The organism is Photobacterium sp. ABD4_091 (assembly GCF_056160145.1).
In genome coordinates, this window is sequence record NZ_JBSWWQ010000003.1 from 36,572 (window position 1) to 59,850 (window position 23,279).

19 protein-coding genes and 1 pseudogene are annotated in these 23,279 nt (G+C 51.0%); 18 read left to right on the plus strand and 2 right to left on the minus strand.

The genetic code is table 11. The features are described 5' to 3' along the window. The 3 genes from ACXAGQ_RS21665 to tcuB are packed head-to-tail and all read left to right on the plus strand — an operon-like array spanning window position 1 to window position 4,489. On the plus strand, window positions 1-1,956 hold the full coding sequence (locus tag ACXAGQ_RS21665; protein ID WP_475256707.1) for a tripartite tricarboxylate transporter permease: 1,956 nt from the start codon (window positions 1-3) through the stop codon (window positions 1,954-1,956). Between the two features lie 12 nt (window positions 1,957-1,968). After that, a complete protein-coding gene (tcuA, locus tag ACXAGQ_RS21670) occupies window positions 1,969-3,366 on the plus strand; it encodes an FAD-dependent tricarballylate dehydrogenase TcuA (RefSeq protein WP_475256708.1) in 1,398 nt (465 codons plus the stop codon). After that, window positions 3,350-4,489, plus strand: coding sequence for a tricarballylate utilization 4Fe-4S protein TcuB (gene tcuB, locus ACXAGQ_RS21675; protein ID WP_475256710.1), 1,140 nt, complete (start codon window positions 3,350-3,352; stop codon window positions 4,487-4,489). Before tcuA ends, tcuB begins: the two co-directional genes overlap by 17 nt. 139 nt (window positions 4,490-4,628) lie before the next feature. Here the strand turns inward: tcuB and ACXAGQ_RS21680 are convergent. Both ACXAGQ_RS21680 and ACXAGQ_RS21685 read right to left on the minus strand, forming a co-directional pair. Further along, window positions 4,629-5,081: pseudogene (locus ACXAGQ_RS21680) on the minus strand (fructose PTS transporter subunit IIA); the annotation flags it as partial. A gap of 196 nt (window positions 5,082-5,277) precedes the next feature. Then, window positions 5,278-5,988 (minus strand): UTRA domain-containing protein, encoded by a 711-nt coding sequence (locus ACXAGQ_RS21685; RefSeq protein WP_475256711.1) that lies wholly within the window; start codon window positions 5,986-5,988, stop codon window positions 5,278-5,280. Between the two features lie 306 nt (window positions 5,989-6,294). Here ACXAGQ_RS21685 and ACXAGQ_RS21690 point away from each other — a divergent pair, with 306 nt between their 5' ends. From ACXAGQ_RS21690 to ACXAGQ_RS21760, 15 genes are all read left to right on the plus strand, one after another. Then, a complete protein-coding gene (locus tag ACXAGQ_RS21690; protein WP_475256712.1) occupies window positions 6,295-7,782 on the plus strand; it encodes a PTS fructose transporter subunit IIC in 1,488 nt (495 codons plus the stop codon). Between the two features lie 107 nt (window positions 7,783-7,889). Then, a complete protein-coding gene (locus tag ACXAGQ_RS21695; RefSeq protein WP_475256713.1) occupies window positions 7,890-10,550 on the plus strand; it encodes a glycoside hydrolase family 38 N-terminal domain-containing protein in 2,661 nt (886 codons plus the stop codon). 82 nt (window positions 10,551-10,632) lie between these two features. Further along, window positions 10,633-12,381 carry a class I mannose-6-phosphate isomerase gene (locus ACXAGQ_RS21700; RefSeq protein WP_475256714.1) on the plus strand — a complete coding sequence of 583 codons (1,749 nt, stop codon included), beginning with the start codon at window positions 10,633-10,635 and terminating at the stop codon, window positions 12,379-12,381. Between the two features lie 211 nt (window positions 12,382-12,592). Further along, complete coding sequence (gene agaR, locus ACXAGQ_RS21705) at window positions 12,593-13,360, plus strand: transcriptional repressor AgaR (RefSeq protein WP_475256715.1); 768 nt, start codon at window positions 12,593-12,595, stop codon at window positions 13,358-13,360. A 385-nt stretch (window positions 13,361-13,745) separates the two neighbouring features. Beyond that, entirely contained in the window at window positions 13,746-14,522 is a 777-nt protein-coding gene (gene agaR / locus ACXAGQ_RS21710) for a transcriptional repressor AgaR (protein ID WP_475256717.1), read from the plus strand. Window positions 14,523-14,530: 8 nt separating this feature from the next. Continuing rightward, a complete protein-coding gene (locus ACXAGQ_RS21715) occupies window positions 14,531-15,832 on the plus strand; it encodes a D-tagatose-bisphosphate aldolase, class II, non-catalytic subunit (RefSeq protein WP_475256718.1) in 1,302 nt (433 codons plus the stop codon). Further along, window positions 15,832-16,989: an SIS domain-containing protein gene (locus ACXAGQ_RS21720; RefSeq protein WP_475256720.1), complete on the plus strand. Its 1,158-nt coding sequence runs from the start codon at window positions 15,832-15,834 to the stop codon at window positions 16,987-16,989. The genes ACXAGQ_RS21715 and ACXAGQ_RS21720 overlap by 1 nt, the downstream gene beginning before the upstream one ends. A gap of 37 nt (window positions 16,990-17,026) precedes the next feature. Continuing rightward, a complete protein-coding gene (gene agaV / locus ACXAGQ_RS21725) occupies window positions 17,027-17,500 on the plus strand; it encodes a PTS N-acetylgalactosamine transporter subunit IIB (RefSeq protein WP_255044798.1) in 474 nt (157 codons plus the stop codon). 18 nt (window positions 17,501-17,518) lie between these two features. After that, window positions 17,519-18,298, plus strand: a complete 780-nt coding sequence (agaW, locus tag ACXAGQ_RS21730; RefSeq protein ID WP_475256721.1) for a PTS N-acetylgalactosamine transporter subunit IIC — start codon at window positions 17,519-17,521, stop codon at window positions 18,296-18,298. Then, complete coding sequence (gene agaE / locus ACXAGQ_RS21735) at window positions 18,288-19,172, plus strand: PTS N-acetylgalactosamine transporter subunit IID (RefSeq protein ID WP_475244065.1); 885 nt, start codon at window positions 18,288-18,290, stop codon at window positions 19,170-19,172. The genes agaW and agaE overlap by 11 nt, the downstream gene beginning before the upstream one ends. Window positions 19,173-19,280: 108 nt before the next feature. Beyond that, the gene (gene agaF, locus ACXAGQ_RS21740; RefSeq protein WP_475256722.1) at window positions 19,281-19,721 is read left to right on the plus strand and encodes a PTS galactosamine/N-acetylgalactosamine transporter subunit IIA; all 441 of its coding nucleotides are present in this window, start codon (window positions 19,281-19,283) and stop codon (window positions 19,719-19,721) included. Next, on the plus strand, window positions 19,711-20,913 hold the full coding sequence (gene nagA, locus ACXAGQ_RS21745; protein WP_475256723.1) for an N-acetylglucosamine-6-phosphate deacetylase: 1,203 nt from the start codon (window positions 19,711-19,713) through the stop codon (window positions 20,911-20,913). Before agaF ends, nagA begins: the two co-directional genes overlap by 11 nt. Beyond that, the gene (locus tag ACXAGQ_RS21750; protein WP_475256724.1) at window positions 20,904-21,758 is read left to right on the plus strand and encodes a tagatose bisphosphate family class II aldolase; all 855 of its coding nucleotides are present in this window, start codon (window positions 20,904-20,906) and stop codon (window positions 21,756-21,758) included. Before nagA ends, ACXAGQ_RS21750 begins: the two co-directional genes overlap by 10 nt. 500 nt (window positions 21,759-22,258) lie before the next feature. After that, window positions 22,259-22,648, plus strand: a complete 390-nt coding sequence (locus tag ACXAGQ_RS21755) for a hypothetical protein (RefSeq protein WP_475256725.1) — start codon at window positions 22,259-22,261, stop codon at window positions 22,646-22,648. A gap of 182 nt (window positions 22,649-22,830) precedes the next feature. After that, a complete protein-coding gene (locus tag ACXAGQ_RS21760) occupies window positions 22,831-23,274 on the plus strand; it encodes a hypothetical protein (RefSeq protein ID WP_475256727.1) in 444 nt (147 codons plus the stop codon). The last annotated feature ends 5 nt before the right edge of the window (window positions 23,275-23,279 follow it).

Below are 23,279 nucleotides of genomic sequence, written 5' to 3' on the forward strand. Positions count from 1 at the left end.
ATGTTCGATACTCTCTTTTTGGCACTAGCTGAAGTGTTCCAGCCCCAAAGCATGCTGTATATGCTGGCTGGGGTGCTGATGGGGCTTGCGGTCGGGGTTTTCCCCGGCCTGGGCGGCATCGTGGGACTTTCGCTATTGCTACCGTTTCTCTACGGTATGGACACCGTGCCCGCATTGGCAATGCTGATCGGGTTGGTTGCGGTGATCCCAACCTCCGATACCTTCACCTCGGTTTTGATGGGAATCCCGGGCTCCAGTGCTTCCCAGGCCACCGTGCTCGATGGCTTTCCGATGGCCAAGAAAGGCCAGGCTGCACGGGCGCTTGGCGCTGCCTTTTCCGCATCGCTATTCGGCGGGGTATTCGGCGCTCTGATCTTAACCGTATTTGTCTTGGTCGCAAGGCCACTGATCCTCAGCCTCGGTTCGGCAGAACTGTTCATGCTAGCTATCTTAGGGCTCAGTATGGTTGGCGTATTAGCTGGCAACAGTATTAGCAAGGGCCTCATGGCTTGTGGCCTTGGCTTGCTGCTAGGTAGTGTGGGGAGTGCGCCCGCCACCGGTGAAGAGCGCATGACACTTGGCATGTTCTACCTCTATGACGGCTTGCCGTTGGTCGTCGTGGCACTGGGCATCTTTGCCTTTCCCGAAATCATTTACCTGCTGCGCCAAGGCGGTGCTATATCCCAAGGCGAACTTCGCTCGGGTTGGGTACAGGGGATCCGCGATATGTGGCTCTATCGCTGGCTATGTGTCAGGTGTGCCTCTATCGGTGCCATGATCGGCGCCATTCCGGGGTTGGGTGGCAACGTAGTTGACTGGATCGCCTACGGCCACGTCAAACAAAGCGCCAAAGACAATAGCGAATTTGGTAAAGGCGATGTCCGTGGCGTACTGGCTCCTGAGTCGGCCAACAATGCCAAAGAAGGCGGCGGCCTGATCCCGACATTACTATTCGGTATCCCCGGATCTGGCAGCATGGCGGTGTTCCTCGGCGGCATGGTGCTAATTGGCATCGAACCCGGCCCTTCCATGGTCAGTGACAACCTCGGGCTAACCTACACCATCGTCTGGTCACTGGCCATCGCCAACATTTTCGGTGCCGGGCTATGCTTGTTGTTCTCACGCCAGGTCGCCAAGCTCACCACGATTCCCTATGCTCTGATGGCGCCGTTTATGCTGGTCGTGATCAGTTTTGCCGCCTTCCAGGCGACGCGGGATATCAGCGATCTGTTGACCTTGTTTGCCATCGGTATCCTTGGTTTGGCGATGAAGCGTTTCGAATGGCCCCGCCCGGCATTCCTGATCGGCTTTGTCTTGGCAGGTAACATCGAGACCTACCTTTACCAAGCCATGCAGTTTTACGGCGCCGAAATGTTACTCCGTCCCGGCACTATCATTATTGCCCTGCTAACGGCAGCATCGCTTTGGTTTAGTTTCAAAAAACAACCTAAGCCGGAAATTTCACAAGCCCCGGTAAAGATATCTACCGAGCAAAAGCTCTTTACCACGGTGATTTTGGCTTTCTTCATCTGGGCTGGCTACGAAGCGCTTCAGTTGAGCTTGTTAGGTGGTGTGTTTGGCGGAATCGTGAGCCTCGCCATGATCATTGCCATGGCCTGGCACCTATGGCGGCTTGGGCGTTCCCAAACCGCGGCTGTCGAACTGCAAGACCTGGAAAATGACAACCACTACCAACGCTCGTTCTACTACTACCTGTGGTGGTTTGGTGGTTTCGCCGGCACGGTGATCTTGGCCGGCTTCCTGCCCGCTGTGACCCTTTTCTATATCACTTTCCTTCGCAAAGAAGCCAACGCCAGCTGGACACGAACTGCCGTGCTGACAGGGCTGACGCTCGGGGTATTGGAAACCATGTCTTACGTCATGGTGCTGGAATACCCGAGCGGCGTGGTAGGCGAACAATTATTAACACTAGTCCAGCACTCTATGGGCTGGTAACGGAGCAAATCAATGGCTGATTTATCAAAACACTGGGATGTATTGGTTGTGGGAGGAGGCAATGCTGCACTCTGCGCTGCCATTAGTGCCAGGGAGCAAGGAGCATCGGTTCTGGTGATCGAGCATGCCCCCAAAGTCTTTCGCGGCGGCAACAGCCGCCATACCCGAAACCTGCGCTGCATGCACAGCGAGCCGCAGGACGTATTGAGCGAGAGCTATTCCGAAAGCGAATACTGGGAAGACCTCATGCGGGTCACCGGTGGCAATACCGATGAAAAGCTTGCCCGCATGGCTATCCGTGAATCTGAAAGCGTCCGCGAATGGATGAAATCCCACGGCGTCCGCTTCCAGCCATCGCTGAGCGGTACCCTAAGCCTATCGCGTACCAACGCGTTTTTCCTTGGCGGCGGCAAAGCCTTGGTGAACGCCTACTACCTGTCGGCAGAAAAAATGGGGGTGGAGATCGAATACGACACCGAAGTTGAAGAGCTGGTTATAGAAGACGGTGTGTTCAAAAAAGCCGTGGTCAATGCCAAAGGCTTTCCCTATGAAATCCGCGCCAACAGCTTAGTGGTGGCAGCAGGTGGTTTCCAGGCCAACATCGACTGGCTGAAAGAGGCCTGGGGACCTGCGGCAGAGAACTTCATTATCCGCGGTACCCCCTACAACAAAGGCCGATTGCTCAAAGAGCTTATCAATAACGGCTTCCAGCCTGTCGGCGAGCCCGACCAATGCCATGCCGTCGCTATCGATGCCCGTTCGCCAAAGTTTGATGGCGGCATTGTCACCCGGCTCGACTGTGTCTCTTTCGGCATTGTGGTCAATAACCAGTGCGAACGCTTTTATGATGAAGGGGAAGACTTCTGGCCCAAGCGCTACGCGATTTGGGGTCGCCTTGTTGCTGCCCAGCCGGATCAAATCGGCTATGTCATCATCGACAGCCAATCTATCAACAACTTCATGCCCTCGGTATTCCCGCCGGTCAAAGCCAACTCCATCGAGGAACTCGCAGCCAAGCTCAAGCTCGCCCCGGCCAAGCTGCAGCAGGCAGTGGACGAGTTCAACGCCCACGTCACCCCAGGGACATTCGACAATACGGTCTTAGATGATTGCTGTACCGAGGGGCTAACCCCTCCTAAAACCCACTGGGCACGCAAAATCGTCGAGCCGCCATTTTATGGCTACCCGCTTCGCCCTGGCATTACCTTCACCTACCTGGGTGTCAAAGTTGACGAACATGCGAGGGCCCTGATGGCCGACGGCCAACCATCGAAAAATGTCTTTGCAGCCGGTGAGGTGATGGCCGGTAACGTATTGGGCAAAGGCTACCTTGCCGGACTAGGCATGACTATCGGAACCGTATTTGGACGCATTGCAGGCAAGGAGGCAAGCCATGGCGCAAATTCTTGAGGAAGACATCATCTTCATCGACAAGGGGAATACCCAGTACAAGGACAAGGTCCAAGAAGCCCGCAGGGTGATGGAAGTGTGTAATGCCTGCCGCTATTGCGAAGGCTTCTGCGCGGTTTTTCCAGCGATGCAGCAACGCCGTGAGTTTAGCGACGAGGACTTGGATTACCTCTCCAACCTCTGCCACAACTGTACAGGTTGTTACCACGCCTGCCAGTACACCGCACCGCACCCGTTCAACCTCAATGTGCCCAAGGCATTGGGAGACTTGAGGAACGAGACTTACAAGAAATATGCTTGGCCGGGTAAACTATCGGGCCTCATTGCCCATAACGGCTTGTTTGTTTCGATGCTGACACTGGTCAGTGTGTCTTTAGCTATTTTGATCGCTATTGCTATCCAGTCACCTGAGATCTTATTTGGTGAACACCAAGGCGATTTCTACGCCATCATGCCGCACAACGCGATGGTCGCCCTGATGGGAAGCGCCATGCTATTTGTCATTGCCGCACTGGTGATGTCGTTTACCGGTTTCTGGCGAACAACAGGCTATAGCTTTAAGCAATTTTTCTCGCGGGAGAACCTGATCCCAGCTTTGAAAGATGCCCTGACCTTGCGCCACCTTGGCGGTAACGGCGAAGGCTGTAACACCCGCAATGAGTCCTTCTCCAATACCCGACGGGTGTTCCACCACTTCATGATGTACGGTTTCCTGCTGTGCTTTGCCGCTACATCGGTCGCCACCGTCTATGACTACGGGTTTGGCTGGCCTGCCCCCTACCCTTACTTCAGCCTGCCGGTTGTACTAGGTACAGTAGGGGGGATCGGCTTGATCATTGGCCCTGCCGGATTGCTGTGGACCAAAATCAACTTTGCTGAGCAACCGTCGGTAAGAAGCATGTTCGGTATGGATGTCGCCTTCTTGGTGTTGCTAATGCTGGTCAGTATCACTGGTTTGTTATTATTGGCAGTCAGAGATACATCCTTGATGGGGATGACCCTGGCTATCCACCTCGGCACGGTGTTCACCTTGTTTGTCGCAATGCCATTTAGCAAGTTTGTCCATATTATCTACCGCTTCGCGGCACTGAACCGCAATGCGATAGAGGCTAAGGCGAAATAACTATCACCCATAAGTAACTATCACCCATAAGTAACTATTCCCACAAAAAGCGACTCACCAATAAAACAAAGCCCGGTACGGATGGTTACCGGGCTTTTTGTTTATCGCTTCAAAAAGGCAGACCCGCCCCTTAAACACACTCACTATCAAGTAGTGTCATCACCTCATCAAGCGTGGTTGCAGCGACCATCGCCTCACGGATATCGTCATCGACGAGCAAAGATGTCAGCTCAGTCAGCAATTGCATGTGAGTAGAACCTGCCTCGCCGTCTGGAATAGCTAGCAGAAAGATAATGTTTACTGCTTCTTCTTCATCAATACCCTGCCACATCACATCTTGCTTTAGAGTAGCCATTGCAAAAGATGCCGATTTTACTGCGTCCGTTTTACCATGTGGTACGGCTAGACCTTCCCCAAGTGCCGTCGGGCCATGGGCTTCACGTTCGAACACTGCCGCCAAGAAAGCTTCTTTGTCATGCAATTTGCCATGCTGGTCAAGCTGGTCAGCCATCGCATGGATAGCATCATGGCTATTTTCGAAAGTTGTATGGACATTGATTAATGATGGATGGGTAAGAGCGGTCAATTGCATGATGTAATTCTCATTTCGTTGTAGATCAGCTTTAGATAAAGCATACCAATTGCAGACAGAAGATCTGTGACTGACCTCAACAAATTAAAACCCACCTCAAAATTGTTTGAAAAGTGGTTGGGTTTCATATCCAAAAGACAAACAAAAAGCCCCAGCAATGGCAGGGGCTCGCTTTGGGAGAAAAGTGAGATTATTACTATCGGTATGCTCGGGAAACAAACTTATACTCGTTTGGGTGGAAATAACACACACCGTAGTCAAAAGTCACTCCATCTTTGAGCATAGTAGACGTTACTTTGCAGATAACGGGGTTATTTTCGTTTACATTCAGTAATTTAGCGATTTTGGCCGTTGGCTTTTTGGCACTAATCTCTTCATCAGCAAAATCAATTGGCCACCCTTTCGTATGTTCGACATACTCGTACTTTGAACGGGACAGAATTTCCATATTCATCTCAGGAAACAGGTCAACCGGCATCCACGACTCCTCAAATACAGCAGGCCGACCTTCAATATGTCGCAGGCGCTCAATGTGATATAGACGTGCACCCTCTTCCAATTTGAAGATCTCCGCCAATACTTCATCTGCCGTTATGAGTTCAAACGTCAACACATCGGTTTGTAAAGGTAGGGATTTGTCTGCAACCGATTCACTGAAACTCAACAGCTGGTATACCTGATAATCGACCTTTGGCTTTTTGACATAGGTCCCACTTCCTTGAATCCTTTCTAGAATATCCTCTTCAACCAATGACTTAATGGCTTGTCGGATAGTATCGCGGGAGACACCGTATTGATCTTTCAAATCTAATTCACTGGGTAGCGCATCACCTGGCTGTAGTTCACCATTACTGATTTTCTCCATAATAGTGTCGGCAATTTGTTGATATCTTGTTTTTCTCGCCACAGTTAGTTCCTTGATAGGTGATATTGAGCCAAAGAATACCCAACCGCCCCCTTTCAATCAAGAACTCACACAACAAATTGAGAAATTGGTCTGATTAAAACAACCAACAAGAACATACCAATAACAAACAAATTTATAGATGAGTGAGATCGATCACAGAACATGTATGGTATTTGTTGGATTATATATTCATCAAGTGTGGCAACAGACCCAAAGTACATATGGAATATGTATGTTATCGATATAGAAACACACTGTTAGATAACACCGATAAAAAAGCGTGAAACGTAACCGAAGGAACCCCTCATGAAAATACTCGCGATAACCGCCTGTACTGCAGGTGTGGCGCATACCTATATGGCAGCAAAAAAACTCGAGATTATTGCCAAGAAGCGTGGCTATACCATCAAGGTAGAAAAGCAGGGCGCTAATGGTATTGAAGACCGCATTACCGAACAGGATGTCAATGAAGCTGACGGCATTATTATCGCTTCAGACGTAGGTATCGCCGAGCCAGAGCGATTCGATGGGTTAGTCTCCGTCAAAGGTAAAGTCGCAGACGGTGTCAGAAATGCTGCACAGATGATTGATGCACTCGAACAAAAAGTAAAAGCTAATGGCGGTGAAAAAGCGCATCAAGAAGAAAAAACGGCCGGTGAAACACCTTCAACACCGAATGCGTTTTTAGAAGAAGAGAAGCAGCACCCGGTCAAAGCTTTCCTGAAGCTTTGGTATGCAGGCGCCATGGCTGGTGTATCCCACATTATCCCAATCATCATTTTTGGCGGCCTGACGATCGGTATCCTTAACCTAGTATTCGGGTATGACTATACCCATGATCCTGCCAATACTGGAGTTTACCACCTTTACTACCTAGGTATTAACACCCTTGGGCTGATGGTACCAATTATTGCGGCTTATACAGCGTATGGAATGGTTGGCAAGCCTGGCCTTGCTCCTGGCTTTGTCGGTGGCTTAGTTGCCCACGGTGGTAATTTCGGTACCTTAACCATAGTTGGCTCAGGTTTCATGGGCGGTCTGGTAGCTGGTGCAATCGCAGCATTGTCTATCATGGCTATCCGTAAACTGAAAGTACCGGCACAGCTTGATGGTGTGAAAACCCTGATCCTTACTCCATTATTCAGCGGTTTAATCACTGGCCTAGCCATGCTGATTGGCCCTGGCATCATCTTTAGTTACCTCAACACCGTTCTGACAGAAGGCCTTCTGTCGATGAGTGGTGCTAACTTGCTGATCTTAGGTCTTATCCTTGGCATGATGTCCAACTTCGACTTTGGTGGCCCAATTAACAAAATTGCTTACCTCTTTTGTATCGCAATGTGGACCGAAGGACACTGGGAATTCTATGCCGCCTTCACTGCTGCGAAATGTATTCCGGGTATTACCCTTGGCATCATGGCGAAATGCTTCCCTAAATTCTTCGACAAAGACGACCAAACCTCGGCAGTATCAGTATTTATCCTTGGTTTCTGCGGTATCGGTGAAGGCTGCATTCCTTACGCACTAAAAGACCCTATGCGTATTATCCCAATGCAGATGATTGCAGGTGGCGTGGCAAGTGGCCTTATCCTCAGCAGCGGCATCAAAATCTCCACTGGAGCAGGTGGCGCGGTCTTCATGCTACCGCTTATTGACCAACCATTCCTATGGCTAACCTACTTTAGCATCGGTTGTACTATCGCCATCTTCGGCACTATCGCCCTAAAAAGCCTGGCCCATAAGCCGGGAAAGCAAGACAGAGATAATCAAGAGCAAACGGTGAAAAACGCATAACCGGCACAGCCTCAAAACAACCCTTTTTAATCAAACACAACATATTCTCTTCCCCTGCTGCAGCAGCAGGGGAACGGGTGAACTCTATCTGAAATCTAGGAAATATCATGAAAAAGACGGCTTATACTTTCCACCATTGTCACTGGGACGCAGAATGGTACTACACTGAGCAAGAATCTCAGATCCAGTTTGCCTACCACATGGAAGAGCTTTTAGAGAGCCTAGATAGCGACCGTATCAATACCTACCTAATAGACGGTAAAACAGACCAAATCGAAGATCACCTTCGTTTCAAACCACAAGACAAAGAACACTTAGCAAAATACGTAGCCGAAAAGCGCGCGTTCGTTGGCCCATTCTACTCCCACCTTTCGGGCTTCATTGCCCCGGGTGAGTCAGTGATTAAAAACTTGCAAATCGGTATCCAGCAGGGTGAAGAGCTAGGCCACTGCTGTAAAGTTGCCTACATGCCAGACAGCTTTGGGCAGCCTCAGGACTATCCGAAAATCTTTAATGGCGTTGGCATCAAAGACTTTGTTTTCCGTCGCGGCTTAGGCGATCACCACAACCTGAAAAACGACTTCAACTGGAAATCTAATGATGGTTCGGAAGTACTCACCAACTGTATGCAGGCGGGCTACAGCTTTGCTGGCCTTGCCTTCATGGAAGGGCGCTTGATCAAAAATGCAGGTCTGGATCTGGATAAAAAAGACATCCTGTGGCAGTTAACAGAATACTTGGGTAACCGCTCAACCCAAGAAGAAGGCTTCCTCCTACCAGCAGGTAAAGACAACGCACCTGTGATGCGTAACTTCAAAGATCTGCTTGCTCAATACTCGGAGGAAAGTGAAGACTTCAACTTTGTTGAAACCACACTCGAAGACTATATGGACAAGCTACGCGCATCAGACGCTGACTTCCAAGACTTCGAAGGCGAGCTTTACTCAACCCAATACCACCGCGTTCACAAGTCTATCTTCTCGGCTCGCCCTGATATCAAATCACTACAAGATCGCATCGAGCGCCTGTTGATCCTTGAAGTGCAGCCGCTGATGGCGATTGCCAACTCACAAGGCATCAAGTACGAAGCGCAGATGGTTGAAGAAGTATGGAAATTACTGATCCGATCCCAGACCCACTCGGAAGCCACCAACTCAGATATCACTAATGAACAAATCTATGCTCGTGCAGAACGCGCCTACCTCTATGCCCGTGCCATCAAGGTGTACTTGAGTCGCAAGCTGGTGATCTCGGTTGATCGCCCTGATGGGACAACACCGGTCATGGTATTCAATACCCTGCCAACTACCCGTACCTTCACGGCAAAATTGAAAGTGTACAGCAAAAACAAGCAGTTCAAGCTGGACCAAAATGGCAACGAAATGCCGTACTCACTGATTGAGCAAGAGAAAGTCTACGGTGGCTGGCGCCGTAAGCACCGCAAGGATTTCGATGAAGGTCGTGATTACTACCTATCGACAATTGCCGTTCGTATGGAAGAGATGGCCGGCCTTAGCTACCAAACCCTATTCATCCAAGATGGCGAGCGCCCAACAAAGCTAGACATTGCTTTTAGCAATGACACCTATATCGAGAACGATCGCTACCGTGTAGAAATGTATCAGAACAAGTTGAACATTGTTGAGAAGCACACCGGTAAAGTTCACATGGATGCCCTGTACTTCGAAAACATGGGTGATCAAGGTGATACATTCGATTACGACAACCCTGATCACGACATGACCATCAAGGCTGACTTTAAGAATGCCAAGATCGTCAAGTCGGTCAACACCGACAACTATTCAGCCATGACCATTGAAGGTTATGTAACCGTGCCTTACGATTTGGAAGCACGTGAGCTTGGCAATATCGATACCCAAGTGCCATTCAGCATGCAGATCCGCATTAAGTCAGACAGCCCAGTCATTGAGTTCAAAGGTCACTTCAAGAACAAGGCACTAAACCACCGTATGCGCATCGTCTTCCGTACTGAAGAACAACACAAAGTGTCTATTGCGGGTACTCAGTTCGGTTACCTTAAGCGCGAAACCAACCCTGAACTATTAACTATCTGGAAGCGCGATGCTTGGCTAGAGCGCCCTAACCCAATCGAGCCGCTACTCAACCACGTCAGCTTGAAGGGTGATGAGTTCACCACCACGGTTCACACCCGCTCAATCAAAGAGTATGAAGTGGTTGGCGACAGCTTCTCTGATTTAGCACTGACAGTATACCGCTCTGTGGGTCATTTCGGTCTACCGGATCTTAATCGCCGACCAGGTCGCGCAAGTGGTCTTCCGGAACAAATCATGGAATGTCCGCTAAGCCAGATGGTTGAAAAAGAAATCAACTTCGAATTCGGCTTGGTATTCAGTGATGGTTTTGAAGGTAATACCGTTCGTCAGGAATACACCCGCTACGCCGCAGAAGAAGTGTACTTCCAGGATCAGGAGTTCAACCGCATCTTCACACCAATGAAGTACTTCGAGACCAACAAGATGCTAACCGTACCAGCACGCAATGCCGCACTGTTTGAAGTGGTTGGCTTTGAAGGTTGTTACAGCACTGTGGTCAGCGACGACGAGGGATACGTCCTGCGCCTATTCAATAATGCAAACCACGAAGTTGCAGGTGGCCGCTTGAGGTCTCAGCAAGAAATCAAATCAGTATCTGAAGTCGACCTACGCCACCGCTTCACCCAAGACGCCAGCCAAGAGATCGCGCCGCTACGTGCCGGTGAAATCCGCTCTCTGCGCATCAAGCTATAACACAGCGTTTATCTGCTGAGCGACCACAATATGGCACTGGCAACAGTGCCATATTTCCAGAATTCTTTCATATGGCCTTGTTATGAAATACCTAAACTTCGAATCAAAATACAACCGTTTTCCAAAGATCCCAGTAGCCGGTTTCGACACCGCCATTACCGAGGGCTACCGCAACATTGCAGACCAACTATTGAGTGCAGCGCAAGACAAAAAAGTCATCACTCTCGAAACCTATTACGGTGTTGATCTAGACAAACTCAAAACCGAGCTTTTCCCGCACCTAGACGCATCGCTGATCATCCATGCCGACAGCGCACTTCTTGAGGCCAAAGAGATCCGCCAGCGCCTGCAGCGCAATGTTACCGACGACCGTGTGTTCGGCGTGATGTCTCACCACATGCTGGAAGAGTTCTTCATCGAAGAAAAGATCCAAGCTCTTCGTGCCCAGATTGAAGCAACAGAGGGCCGAGTGATTGTTTTCGGTACCGGTGCCAGCTTGATCCACAGTGGCGATATGCTGGTATACGGCGATATGGCGCGTTGGGAAATCCAACAACGCTTCCGTGCTGGTATGGCAAACTGGCAAGATGACAATCACGATGAGGACATGCTGCGCAAGTACAAAAAGAGCTACTTCATCGAATGGCGTATGTGCGACCGTTTGAAGCGCAAGCTATACAACCAAATGGACTTCGTACTAGACACCAACATGGTGGATACTCCGAAAATGGTGCCAGCAGACGCCTACCTTGCTGGTATCTCACAAGCGGCCAACAAGCCATTTCGCTTGGTGCCTTACTTCGACCCAGGTGTGTGGGGCGGCCAGTGGATGAAAGAGGTCTGTAACCTCGATCCAGAAAAAGAAAACTACGCGTGGAGTTTTGACGGCGTACCGGAAGAGAACAGTATCTACCTACAATTTGGTGATAACCACATTGAAATCCCGTCGATTAACGTGGTGTTCCGCGAGCCAGTCAACCTGCTGGGCGACACCGTCCATGCCCGCTTCGGCACCGAATTCCCTATCCGCTTCGACTTTCTCGATACCATGGAAGGTGGTCACCTGAGCTTACAGGTTCACCCCCTAACAGAGTACATCCAAGATAAATTCGGAATGGCCTACACTCAGGACGAAAGCTATTACATCCTAGACGCTGGGGATGATGCCTGTGTGTACTTAGGCACAAAGGAAGGAATTAACCCCGACGAGATGTTCCATGATTTAGAGCGTGCCCAAGCCGGGGAGATCACCTTCCCAGATGAAAAATACATCAATAAGTTCCCGGCGAAAAAGCATGATCACTTCCTGATCCCTGCCGGTACAATCCACTGCTCTGGACGCAACAGCATGGTACTAGAGGTCAGTGCGACACCATACATATTCACCTTCAAACTATGGGACTGGGGCCGTGTTGGTATGGATGGTATTCCTCGCCCTGTTCACCTTGAGCATGGCCGACAGGTGGTCCAGTTCGATCGTGATACTAAGTGGGTCGAAGAAAACCTAGTCAACGACATCACCCTTATTGAGGAAAAACCTGAATACAAAGAAGAGAAAACCGGTCTCCACCAGCGTGAACCCATCGAAACACGTCGTTTCACCTTCAACGGCGAAGTGATTCTGGACAACAAAGGCAGTGTGAATATGCTTAACCTCATCCAGGGTCAGGAAGTCGTCGTTGAAAGCCTAGATAACAACTTTGAACCACTCACTATCAACTTTGCTGAGACCTTCATCGTCCCGGCAAGCTGTAAACGCTACAAGGTACGTGTCACCCGTAACGAAACTGGTGAAGACACCATGATTATCCAAGCCTACGTGCGTAGCTAGTTACCTAGGCAGAACGAAGCAATAGATAACTGACTGTAACCCAAGCCGGCACTATGCCGGCTTTGTTGATTTTAAGACCTTGCCCTAACCTACTAACACTATGATTTTGAATCACTTAATTTTTGGTATACAGTAGCAGGCATACAAGCACTTAACTGTCCGAAGGACTGCTTTCGCTTTCTTCGACTTGCCCCTTGGTAACGAGCAGCCTATGCCTTCAACTTCCCAGCGCCGAACAGAAATCCTTGAATTTATCCAGCAGCATGGCAAGGGAGAAGTAGCCTATTTCACCGAGCGCTACGAAGTGTCTGCCGTTACCATCCGCAATGATCTCAATTACCTCGAGAAGAAAGGTTGTGTGACCCGCTGCTACGGTGGTGCGCCCCTAAACAACCAGTTCACCTTCGACCGGCCGCTCAATGACAAGAAGCAGCTTAACCGCGAAATCAAATCGCTATTAGGAAAAAGGGCTGCGCAGCTTATCGAAGACGGCGATACCATCATCATTGATTCCGGCTCGACCACAGAACAGGTAGCCCTCAATTTACAGGGCAAAAAGAACCTGATCGTGATGACAAATGGCATCAACGTCGCTTATCAACTAGCTAACCAACCCGATATTGAGGTAATGGTCACCGGCGGCCAGATGCGGGAGAACTCTTACTCCCTGCATGGTGGCTGTGGCGAAAGCCTGCTGAACCACTACCGCTTCAGCAAACTGTTCCTTGGCGTTGACGGGTTCGACAAGCATGCGGGGATCACCACGCCACACTCTGGCGAAGCCGCCATCAACCGCAACATGATCAAAGTCGCCCAGCAAGTTATCGCCGTGACCGACTCTTCCAAATTCGACAGGCAAAGCTATTGCCTGATTGCCAAGGCGGATGAGATTGATGTGCTGGTGACCGACAGCGGCATCCCGGATGACTATGTCGAGCAGCTCACCCAACTTGGGGTAGAGATCATTATTGTCGACTAATCTGGCCGGTATTCTTCCTGCCATTGCAATGCCTAAAGCGCATCTTCCCCGGGCGCATGTTTTTGATAGGAATATCAATTTTGTGATCTCAAGCAGGCTTCACTCCGAAATACCATCACCTACCTGCATATTCTTCCTGCTTTCATTCCATCACTGAATAACCCGCAAGAATTAAGGGATGTATTGATTACATTCCCACCATACCGAAAAACTCAACCTTTCGTTTCAGTCAAAACGAAAGGGTTTTAGCCGTAAAACCCTTCACTTTGCCACTGTGATCTCCCTTCGCTTTTTTCTTTCAAACCAGTGCTTGAATAAGAACCAAAAGGAAGTGAAACACTTTCTGCTGAAAAACGAAAAAGAATGAAAGGTTGTTGAGGGTGTTATGACAAGTGCCGAACGCAGACAAAAAATCATGATGCAAATCCGCCAAAACGGCGCGGGCAAAGTGGATGATTTCGTTGAAAAATTCAACGTCTCTGCTGTCACAATCCGTCACGATCTCAACCTGTTGGAGAAAGAAGGCTGCGTGTTCCGCTGTTACGGCGGCGCAACGTTGAACCCCAACTTTGCGTTCGACCAACCCCTGCACCGCAAAGGCCAGATCAACCGCGATCAAAAAGACTGCATCGCCAAAGTGGCCGCCGCATTAGTCAAAGATGGCGAGGCCATTATCCTCGACTCTGGCACCACCATCGCCAAAATGCCGCAGTACTTGACCCAGCAGCAACAACTGGTGGTGATGACCAATGCACTCAACACCGCCTACCAGCTGAGCGGTTACGACAACATTGACCTGCATGTGGTGGGCGGCAACCTGCGCCGCTCTTCCTGCTCGCTGACCGGCCACCAAGGTGAAACCCAGGTACGTGCCTACCTGTTCGACAAACTCTTTCTCGGCGTGGACGGTTTCGATTTGGAAGCCGGGATCACCACCCCAGACCAACACGAAGCGCAAATCAACCGGGCGATGTGCGATGTATCGCGCCAAATCATTGCGGTTACCGATTCCAGCAAATTTGGCCGCAAGAGCTTTTGCATGATCCGCGCCGCCTCGCAGATAGACACCCTGATCACCGACAGCGAGATCCCCGAAGAGACGCTATCCGCCCTCAAGGCACTCGGTGTTGACGTCATTATTGCTGATAAAACAGATTGCTAGGACTCAAGATGAAACCACTACTCGACATTATCTCAGCACACAAAAAAGGACAGACCATCGGGGTTTACTCCGTGTGCTCAGCCCATCCACTGGTGCTTGAGGCAGCCCTGTGCCAAGCCAAGCAAGACAACCAGTTGGTGCTGATTGAGGCAACGTCCAACCAGGTCAACCAATACGGTGGCTATACCGGAATGACCCCGAGTGATTTTGCCGAGCGGGTGTTTGCCCTAGCCGACAGCATCGATTTCCCCCGCCACAACATCGTGCTTGGCGGTGACCACCTTGGCCCAAACTGCTGGCAATCATTAGCCGCTGATGAGGCGATGGCACGTTCAGAAGTGCTGATCGCCGAGTATGTCAAAGCCGGCTTCAAGAAAATCCACCTTGATTGCTCGATGCCATGTGCCGATGACAGCCTGCCGCTAAGCGAACTGACTATGGCCAAACGTGCAGCCAAACTGTGCGAAATTGCGGAGAAAAGCTGGAATGAGTGCGGTGGCGAAGCCCCTGTTTATGTCATTGGTACCGAAGTACCGACCCCGGGCGGCGCGCTGGAATCCCTTGAAGGTTTAGCCGTGACCCAGCCTGAGCAAGCGCTGGAAACCCTTAACGCCCACCACCAGGCTTTTTCAGATATCGGCATGGGCTATGTTTGGCCACGGGTGATCGGCTTGGTGGTACAACCGGGTGTCGAGTTTGACCACCATTCGGTGCACCACTACCAGCGTGGGCTAGCCAAGCCGCTGAGCAAGATGATCGAAAGCCAGCCACATTTGGTTTTCGAGGCCCACTCGACTGACTACCAGACGCCGGAGACCTTCGCACAGTTGGTTGAAGACCATTTTGCCATTCTCAAAGTCGGCCCGGCCCTGACCTTTGCCCTGCGTGAAGCCTTGTTTGCCCTCGACCGAGCCGAGCAGGAGTGGCTGGGCCCACAACAAGCCGCCCACTTGCGCAGCACCATCGAGCAAGTGATGCACGAAGAACCCGATTACTGGCGCCAGCATTACCACAGCCGCGGCCACCAGCAGTATCTCGACTGTACCTACAGCCTGAGTGACCGCATCCGCTACTACTGGAGCCACGCCGACGTACAACAGGCACAGCAGAAACTGTTTGAGAATCTGACCCAAAACCCTATCCCCCTGACGATTCTCAGCCAGTACTTGCCGAACCAAGCAAAAGCTATTTCACAACAGCTCCTGAGCAATTCGCCAAGGGATATAGCGATTCACAAGGTGATGGAAGTCACCGATATCTATGCGCGTGCCTGTTTCCCCAATTCCGCTTTAATTAAGGAGCACATCTAATGACTACGTTCTTGGGCTACAACAGCCAATGGCTGACCGAGCACAACGGCATTCACACAGCCAAGGAAATCAGCCACCAGCCTGCATTGTGGCGCAATCTTAGCGAAATCCTAGAGACTCAGGCCGGTCAATGGCAGGCATTTCTCAAACCGCTGCTGGCAGATCCCAAGCTGCGTATTATCCTAACCGGCGCAGGCACATCAGCCTTTGTTGGTGATGCAGCAGCCCCATTTATCCAGGCCAACAACCGATTTAACGTTGCCTCAATTCCAACCACGGATCTGGTCTCGAACCCAGCGGAATACCTCGATCCAATCAGCCCTACCCTGCTGGTGTCATTTGCCCGCTCCGGTAACAGCCCAGAGAGTGTGGCTGCTGTCGAGCTGGTCGATCAACTGGTTGAAAACAGCTACCACCTATTTCTGACCTGCAACCCAGAAGGCCAGCTGTCGCGCCACGCCAACAGCCATGACAATGCCTTCTGCCTGCACATGCCAGACGGCTCAAATGACCAGAGCTTTGCCATGACTTCCAGCTTCAGCTGTATGCTGATGGCGGCCATCTCCATCTTCGGCAGCGAAAGCCCAGAGCAGCGCAATGGCCATATCGCCCAAGTATCCACCCTGTGCGAAGGCAAAATCACCGAGTGGCAAGACACCGTCAAAACACTGGCTGCCCAGCCTTATCAACGCCTGATCACCCTTGGCAGCGGTGGCTTGGCAGGCGTAGCCCGTGAAGCCTCGCTCAAATCTTTGGAGCTAAGCGCAGGCAAAGTGATGACCGCCTTCGACTCGTCGCTGGGCTTCCGCCATGGGCCGAAATTCACCATTAGCGATCAGGCAGTGGTGATCCAGTACCTGTCGAATAACCTGTACACCCGCCAATACGATCTGGATCTCTACAACGAAATCCACAACGACAACCAAGTTGGGATCCACATTGCCCTGAGTGGCAGTCGCTTAGATGGCGAGCTTGTATTTGAACTTGAGCAACCTGAACTTCCTGACAGCTGGCTTTGCTTCCCCTACATCCTGTTCAGCCAGATGTTGGCCTTTGAAAAGTCTCTCCAACTCGGTCTTGGGCCAGATAACCCATGCCCGACCGGAGAGGTAAACCGAGTCGTACAGGGCGTCACCATTCACCCGTACTCACTGTAATCCAATAGCGATAAGCAACTATAAAAAGGAAAGAATTATGCCGAATATCGTACTAAGCCGAATTGATGAGCGTCTTGTCCATGGCCAGGTTGGAGTGCAATGGGTAGGATTTGCTGATGCCAATATCATTGTGGTGGTCAACGATGAAGTCGCCAGCGACACCATCCAGCAGAACCTGATGGAAATGGTGCTGGCCGATGGTATCGCCATCCGCTTCTGGACCGTGCAAAAGACCATCGACACCATCCACAAAGCCGCAGACCGCCAGCGCATCCTGCTGGTCTGCAAGACCCCCAAAGAATTCCGCATGCTGGTTGAAGGCGGTGTACCCGTGAAAAACATCAACGTCGGCAACATGCATTACGTGGAAGGAAAGAACCACATTGCCAAGACTGTCTCGGTTGATGCCGACGACATCGAGGAATTCAACAAACTAAAAGCACTGGGCGTGACCTGCACCGTACAGGGAGTGCCCACCGAAAGTGCAACAGACCTCTTTACCCTACTCTAATTCATAAGGACAACCGTTATGGAAATAGGATTTTTACAAGCATTGATGCTTGGCATCCTTGCCTTTCTAGCCGGGTTAGACTTGTTCAATGGTCTTACCCACTTCCACCGCCCGGTGGTACTCGGGCCGCTGGTCGGCCTGATCCTCGGGGATCTGCAAACCGGTATTCTGGTCGGTGGTACGCTGGAATTGATTTGGATGGGCCTTGCCCCTCTTGCTGGCGCACAGCCACCTAACGTCATCATCGGCACCATTGTCGGTACGGCGTTTGCCATTACTACCCGGGTCGAGCCAAACGTCGCGGTAGGGGTCGCAGTACCTTTCGCGGTCGCGGTTCAGATGGGTATCACCTTGCTGTTCTCGGCAATGTCAGCCGTGATGTCCAAGTGTGATGAGTATGCCCAGAATGCAGACACCGACGGTATCGAGCGCGTTAACTACTTTGCCCTTGCGGTACTGGGCACCTTCTACTTCCTCTGCGCCTTCCTACCGGTTTTCCTTGGCGCAGAACACGCCGGGAACATCGTCGAAGCCTTGCCTAAAACCCTGATTGACGGGTTGGGCGTCGCCGGGGGCATCATGCCTGCGATTGGTTTCGCCGTGCTGATGAAAATCATGATGAAGAACGCCTACATCCCTTACTTCATCCTTGGCTTTGTTGCTGCCGCATGGATTGAGCTGCCCATTCTGGCAATCGCCAGTGCCGCAACCGCGATGGCAATCATCGACTACATGCGCAAGTCAGAACCAACACCTGTGACCCCAGCACCGACAGAGGACTACGAAGATGGCATCTAATGTAAGCGACGAAATGAACGTACGTCCTACCAACACCGACGTGCAACCGGCTCCGGGAGTCGCCCCGGATGAGTATGAAAACAAGGAAGTGGGTGCAGAGCTGACCAAAGCGGACATCAACCGCATGGCATGGCGCTCGCTGTTACTGCAAGCCTCGTTCAACTTCGAGCGTATGCAGGCATCTGGCTGGCTGTATGGCCTATTGCCCGCGCTGAAAAAGATCCACACCAACAAGGCTGACCTGTCCAAGGCGATGCAGGGGCATATGGGCTTCTTCAACACCCACCCGTTCCTGGTGACCTTCGTAATGGGGATCATTCTGGCGATGGAGCGCTCCAAGCAGAACATCAGCAGTATCCAGAGTACCAAGATCGCGGTCGGTGCGCCGATGGGCGGGATTGGCGATGCCATGTTCTGGCTCACCCTGCTGCCTATCTGTGGCGGTATCGGTGCCGACCTTGCGCTGCAAGGCTCCATCATGGGTGCGATCTTCTTCATGGTGATGTTCAACGCTGTCCACTTTGGCTTGCGTTTCGGCTTGGCTCACTACGCCTACAAGATGGGTGTCGCGGCTATCCCGATGATCAAGGCCAACACCAAGAAGGTCGGCCACGCTGCCTCCATGGTGGGTATGACGGTGATCGGTGCCTTGGTCGCAACCTATGTCCGCCTCTCAACCACCGCTGAAATCACCGCTGGTGATGCCGTGGTCAAGTTGCAGGCTGATGTGATCGACAAGCTGATGCCCGCCTTCCTGCCACTACTTTACACCTTGGCGATGTACACCTTGGTGAAACGTGGCTGGAGCCCGCTACGCCTTATCGGCATCACCGTTATCGTCGGTGTCGCAGGCCGCATGCTGGGCATCCTATAGGGTCATCAGCAATAAAGCTGAAGTACAGAACAGAAACAACAACAGCAAGACAAAACTGAAACAAACCTAAGGGCCGGGACTGGCCGGCCCTAACGCAGGAACAACAACATGATCGCAGTCATTCTTTCAGGCCACGGTGGTTTTGCCTCTGGCATCGAGCAAGCCATTGAACAAATCATTGGCCAACAAACCCAATTTCGGGCCATTGATTTCCCGGTGGAATGCACCACCGCCCAACTCGACAAAGCCATGCGCGAAGCCGTGCAAGAGCTCGATTCTGGCGAAGGCATTGTCTTTCTGACCGACCTTCTGGGTGGCACACCGTTCCGTACCGCCTCGCTGATCAGCCAAGAGCGAGACGATATCCAAGTGGTGACTGGCACCAACTTGCAGATGGCAGCGGAAATGCTGCTAGAGCGTGACGAATTAAACCTTATCGAATTTCGTGATCAAGCCTTGGCTTGTGGCCACCGCGGGATCACCAGCCTTGCTGCTGAAATGACAAGCAAGGAACAACAGCAACAGGAAGCCGTTGAAGATGGGATCTGATCTCCGCCATTACCGCGCCGCCCGAGTCCTCGCTGGTACACAGTGGCTGGAAGGCGGGGTGGTCAGTGTCGACAGCCAAGGGGTTATCGTCGCCATTGCGCCCTTCTCCTCTTTGGCCTCTGAATTTCAGCGCGACGTGACCGATTTAGGTGAGCACTACCTGCTACCCGGCCTTATCGACAGCCATGTCCATGGCGCAGTGGGCTGCGATGTAATGGACGCCAGCCATGAAAGCCTCAATGCCATGTCGGTCTTTTTCGCCAGCCTTGGCGTAACCGGTTTTGTCGCCACCACAGTCACCGGCCCGGTCAAAGCGATTCAGGCAGCACTGGCCCAAGTAGGCAAAAGCCGCCAGCAAGGTGTCGCTGGCGCAGAGCTACTCGGTGCTTACCTTGAAGGCCCGTACTTTACCGAGAAAAATCGCGGTGCCCACCCTACCGAGTGGTTCCGCGAGCTGGATATCGACGAGCTAGACAGCTGGATTTCCTATGCCGACAACCAACTGCTGACCGTGGCTCTAGCACCGGAAAAAGCCGGAGCTATCAAGGCCATTAAATACCTGCACTCCCAAGGGATTAAGGTGATGCTGGGCCATTCCGATGCCAGCTTTGATCAGGTACAGCAAGCCTTGGATGCTGGTGCCAACGGCATAGTTCATTGCTACAACGGTATGCGTGGCTTGCACCATCGTGATCCCGGAGTGGTCGGCGCGGGGCTTTGTCATCCGCACAGCTATGTCGAGATGATCGCCGACGGTCACCATGTTCACCCAACCGCGATTGATATCGCCCACCGCTGCTGTGGCGAGCGCCTAACACTCATTACCGATGCGATGCGCGCCACCAACATGCCAGACGGCCAGTACCAATTGGGCGAGTATCTGGTCAATGTCAAAGACGGTATTGCTACCACAGACAGCGGTGGCTTGGCAGGCAGCACCCTGACCCTGCCCAACGCGGTGTTCAAACTTATGCAATGGCTAAACCTGCCACTGGAGCAGGCTTGGCTGCGGGCTTCTCTCACCCCCGCAAAATCTCTTGGTCTCGATAGCCGCTACGGCAGTCTGGAGATCGGCAAGCAGGCCTCTATGGTCGCGCTGCACCCTAACCACAATATTTCTAAAACCTGGGTTAACGGCAACCTTGTATTTGACGCTGACCATGTTTGTAGCCAGGAGGCTGTATGTATCTAATTTCTTCTCGTGAAATGCTCAAGCGCGCACAAGTCGGTGGCTATGCTGTTCCTGCATTCAATATCCATAACCTAGAAACGGTTCAGGTTATCGTAGAAACCGCTTCTGAAATGGGCTCCCCGGTGATTCTGGCGGGTACGCCGGGCACCTACCAGTACGCTGGCACCGATTACTTGGTCAGCATCTGCAAAGAAGCCGCCCACAAGCATCAAATTCCCTTGGTGCTGCACCTCGACCACCACGAAGAGTTGGCTGATATACGCACCAAGGTCGAACACGGTATCCGCTCGGTAATGATTGACGGCTCCCATTATGCTTTCGACAAGAATATCGACATCGTGCGCAGTGTCGTCCAGCACTGTAACCGCTTCGATGCCAGTGTCGAAGCCGAGCTCGGCCGCCTTGGCGGGCAGGAAGATGATTTGATTGTCGACAGCGCCGATGCCCTGCTCACCGACCCATCATCTGCTGCTGAATTTGTCCGCAGCACAGGTATCGACTCTCTCGCCGTTGCTATTGGTACTGCCCACGGCATGTACAAATCCGAACCGCGGCTAGACTTCGAGCGCTTAGCCCAAATCCGCGAAGTGGTCGATATCCCATTGGTACTGCACGGCGCATCTGGCGTGCCGGATGAAATGGTTCGCCGCTGCATCGAACTTGGGGTATGCAAAGTCAACGTCGCGACTGAACTGAAAATCGCCTTTGCTGATGCGGTGAAGAGGCACTTCGCCGAATACCCAGATGCCAACGACCCACGCAAATACATCGTTCCTGGCAAAGAAGCGATGAAGCAAGTGGTGATCGACAAGATCCGCATGTGCGGCAGTGAAGGTAGGATTTAAGGTTTACCTCTATCATCTACTAAAAGTGCCAGCCTTGTGCTGGCATTTTTGTATCGGTACTTCAATAGAACCTGATTTTGAGAGACATAGCAGCAAAACCAGCCCTATCAAACTTCACTTTGTTTGACCTAAATCGCCTTCCAAACAAGTAACTAACTTTCAAGCCATGAGAGTATGGTTTTGGCAACATTCATATGCAAAAATAAGAGTATTAATGTGTTATGCAGATGAGTGGCTTGAAAAATCGAGTTAAGTCAGTCGTTTAACATAACAACCATAAAGCGTACTAAAGAGTTCAACCTCATCACTCAGATATAGTTATGAAAATTATAGAGAAAACAGCCGACTAAACCTTAGAGGTATTTACTTTAAAGTGTCTTTTAAAAATTAAAGTCAAATAAAATTACCAATTGAAAGATCTATTAATATTTTGTCTGCAGTTCAAATTAATGTAAGGCATTAAAATACTCACTTACTCATATCACTGCAGAATAATACTTATGAAAGCGTTAAAAGCTCTTTACCAGATATCAATCCTTTTTTTATTTGGCTGTGCGTCTGGTTCTTCCATTGTTGTCGGTGAAGTTCGTCCACCAATTGACCCGAGCGAAGTGCGTTTGTACTTAGAAATACCGACAAGCTATGAGCCAATAGCCATTGTTAATGCTTCCAGTGATGCTGGTTTTACTGAGCAAGGCTCAGTTAACTACGCGGTCGAAGAACTAAAGAATCAAGCTGCAAGAATTGGGGCAAATGGAATTATTCTCGATTCAACAGGAACTAGAAACTCTGTGATGCTAGGTGGGCAAGGAACTGATTATCAATATCTGATTCCTGTCTCTGCACAAACAGTAAGTGGAACAGCTATTTATATTGAGCCTGAAAGTTAAAGTAGTCTACAGCCCTCGCCTAGAGGGCTTTACCCCGCTACTGTGCTCGCAACATTGCTACCCTCACCAATCATCATTAATCCCAACAAGAGCACTACATAAATAGAGTTATCTAATAAGCAGCTTTTTCATTCTTTATTGCTACATTTAATGTGCCCTGCAGTGAAAATAGGAAAGTTTGAATGAAGCCCCTTCTATCTATCAGCCTGATTTTGCTTTGTTTGTCGCCATTTGCTTTTGGTGCAGATCAGTCCCAAGCCGCAAGCTCGATTGTTCAGAATGCTAAGGAAGAATGTGCGCGCTTTGAGAATGGCGAATTCCATGCAACTGAGCAGGCCATCTCACACCATGACTTTACTGGTGATGGCCAACCTGAAGAAATCGTGGATGCATCGCAGTTCTCCTGCTCAACATCGGCTTCCATGTGGGGTGGTTCCGGTGGCACATTCTTATGGGTAGTCGTGGATGGTAAACCCTATGAATTTTTGGCTAATAGATGGAAAGTTGTCGATTTTGACGGGCAATCAGTACTCTTACTTGCGGTACATTCTTCTGAATGCAGCGATACCGTTGGCCCCTGTTTTCGGGCGCTAGTTTGGAGTGATGGCTTCAGGACGACACGCTGAGTCAT

Bases quoted from the DNA above. Each gene is read 5' to 3' on its own strand.
- ACXAGQ_RS21665 (WP_475256707.1), top strand. From the start codon at position 1: ATGTTCGATACTCTCTTTTTGGCACTAGCTGAAGTGTTCCAGCCCCAA.
- tcuA (WP_475256708.1), top strand. From the start codon at position 1,969: ATGGCTGATTTATCAAAACACTGGGATGTATTGGTTGTGGGAGGAGGC.
- tcuB (WP_475256710.1), top strand. From the start codon at position 3,350: ATGGCGCAAATTCTTGAGGAAGACATCATCTTCATCGACAAGGGGAAT.
- ACXAGQ_RS21690 (WP_475256712.1), top strand. From the start codon at position 6,295: ATGAAAATACTCGCGATAACCGCCTGTACTGCAGGTGTGGCGCATACC.
- ACXAGQ_RS21695 (WP_475256713.1), top strand. From the start codon at position 7,890: ATGAAAAAGACGGCTTATACTTTCCACCATTGTCACTGGGACGCAGAA.
- ACXAGQ_RS21700 (WP_475256714.1), top strand. From the start codon at position 10,633: ATGAAATACCTAAACTTCGAATCAAAATACAACCGTTTTCCAAAGATC.
- agaR (WP_475256715.1), top strand. From the start codon at position 12,593: ATGCCTTCAACTTCCCAGCGCCGAACAGAAATCCTTGAATTTATCCAG.
- agaR (WP_475256717.1), top strand. From the start codon at position 13,746: ATGACAAGTGCCGAACGCAGACAAAAAATCATGATGCAAATCCGCCAA.
- ACXAGQ_RS21715 (WP_475256718.1), top strand. From the start codon at position 14,531: ATGAAACCACTACTCGACATTATCTCAGCACACAAAAAAGGACAGACC.
- ACXAGQ_RS21720 (WP_475256720.1), top strand. From the start codon at position 15,832: ATGACTACGTTCTTGGGCTACAACAGCCAATGGCTGACCGAGCACAAC.
- agaV (WP_255044798.1), top strand. From the start codon at position 17,027: ATGCCGAATATCGTACTAAGCCGAATTGATGAGCGTCTTGTCCATGGC.
- agaW (WP_475256721.1), top strand. From the start codon at position 17,519: ATGGAAATAGGATTTTTACAAGCATTGATGCTTGGCATCCTTGCCTTT.
- agaE (WP_475244065.1), top strand. From the start codon at position 18,288: ATGGCATCTAATGTAAGCGACGAAATGAACGTACGTCCTACCAACACC.
- agaF (WP_475256722.1), top strand. From the start codon at position 19,281: ATGATCGCAGTCATTCTTTCAGGCCACGGTGGTTTTGCCTCTGGCATC.
- nagA (WP_475256723.1), top strand. From the start codon at position 19,711: ATGGGATCTGATCTCCGCCATTACCGCGCCGCCCGAGTCCTCGCTGGT.
- ACXAGQ_RS21750 (WP_475256724.1), top strand. From the start codon at position 20,904: ATGTATCTAATTTCTTCTCGTGAAATGCTCAAGCGCGCACAAGTCGGT.
- ACXAGQ_RS21755 (WP_475256725.1), top strand. From the start codon at position 22,259: ATGAAAGCGTTAAAAGCTCTTTACCAGATATCAATCCTTTTTTTATTT.
- ACXAGQ_RS21760 (WP_475256727.1), top strand. From the start codon at position 22,831: ATGAAGCCCCTTCTATCTATCAGCCTGATTTTGCTTTGTTTGTCGCCA.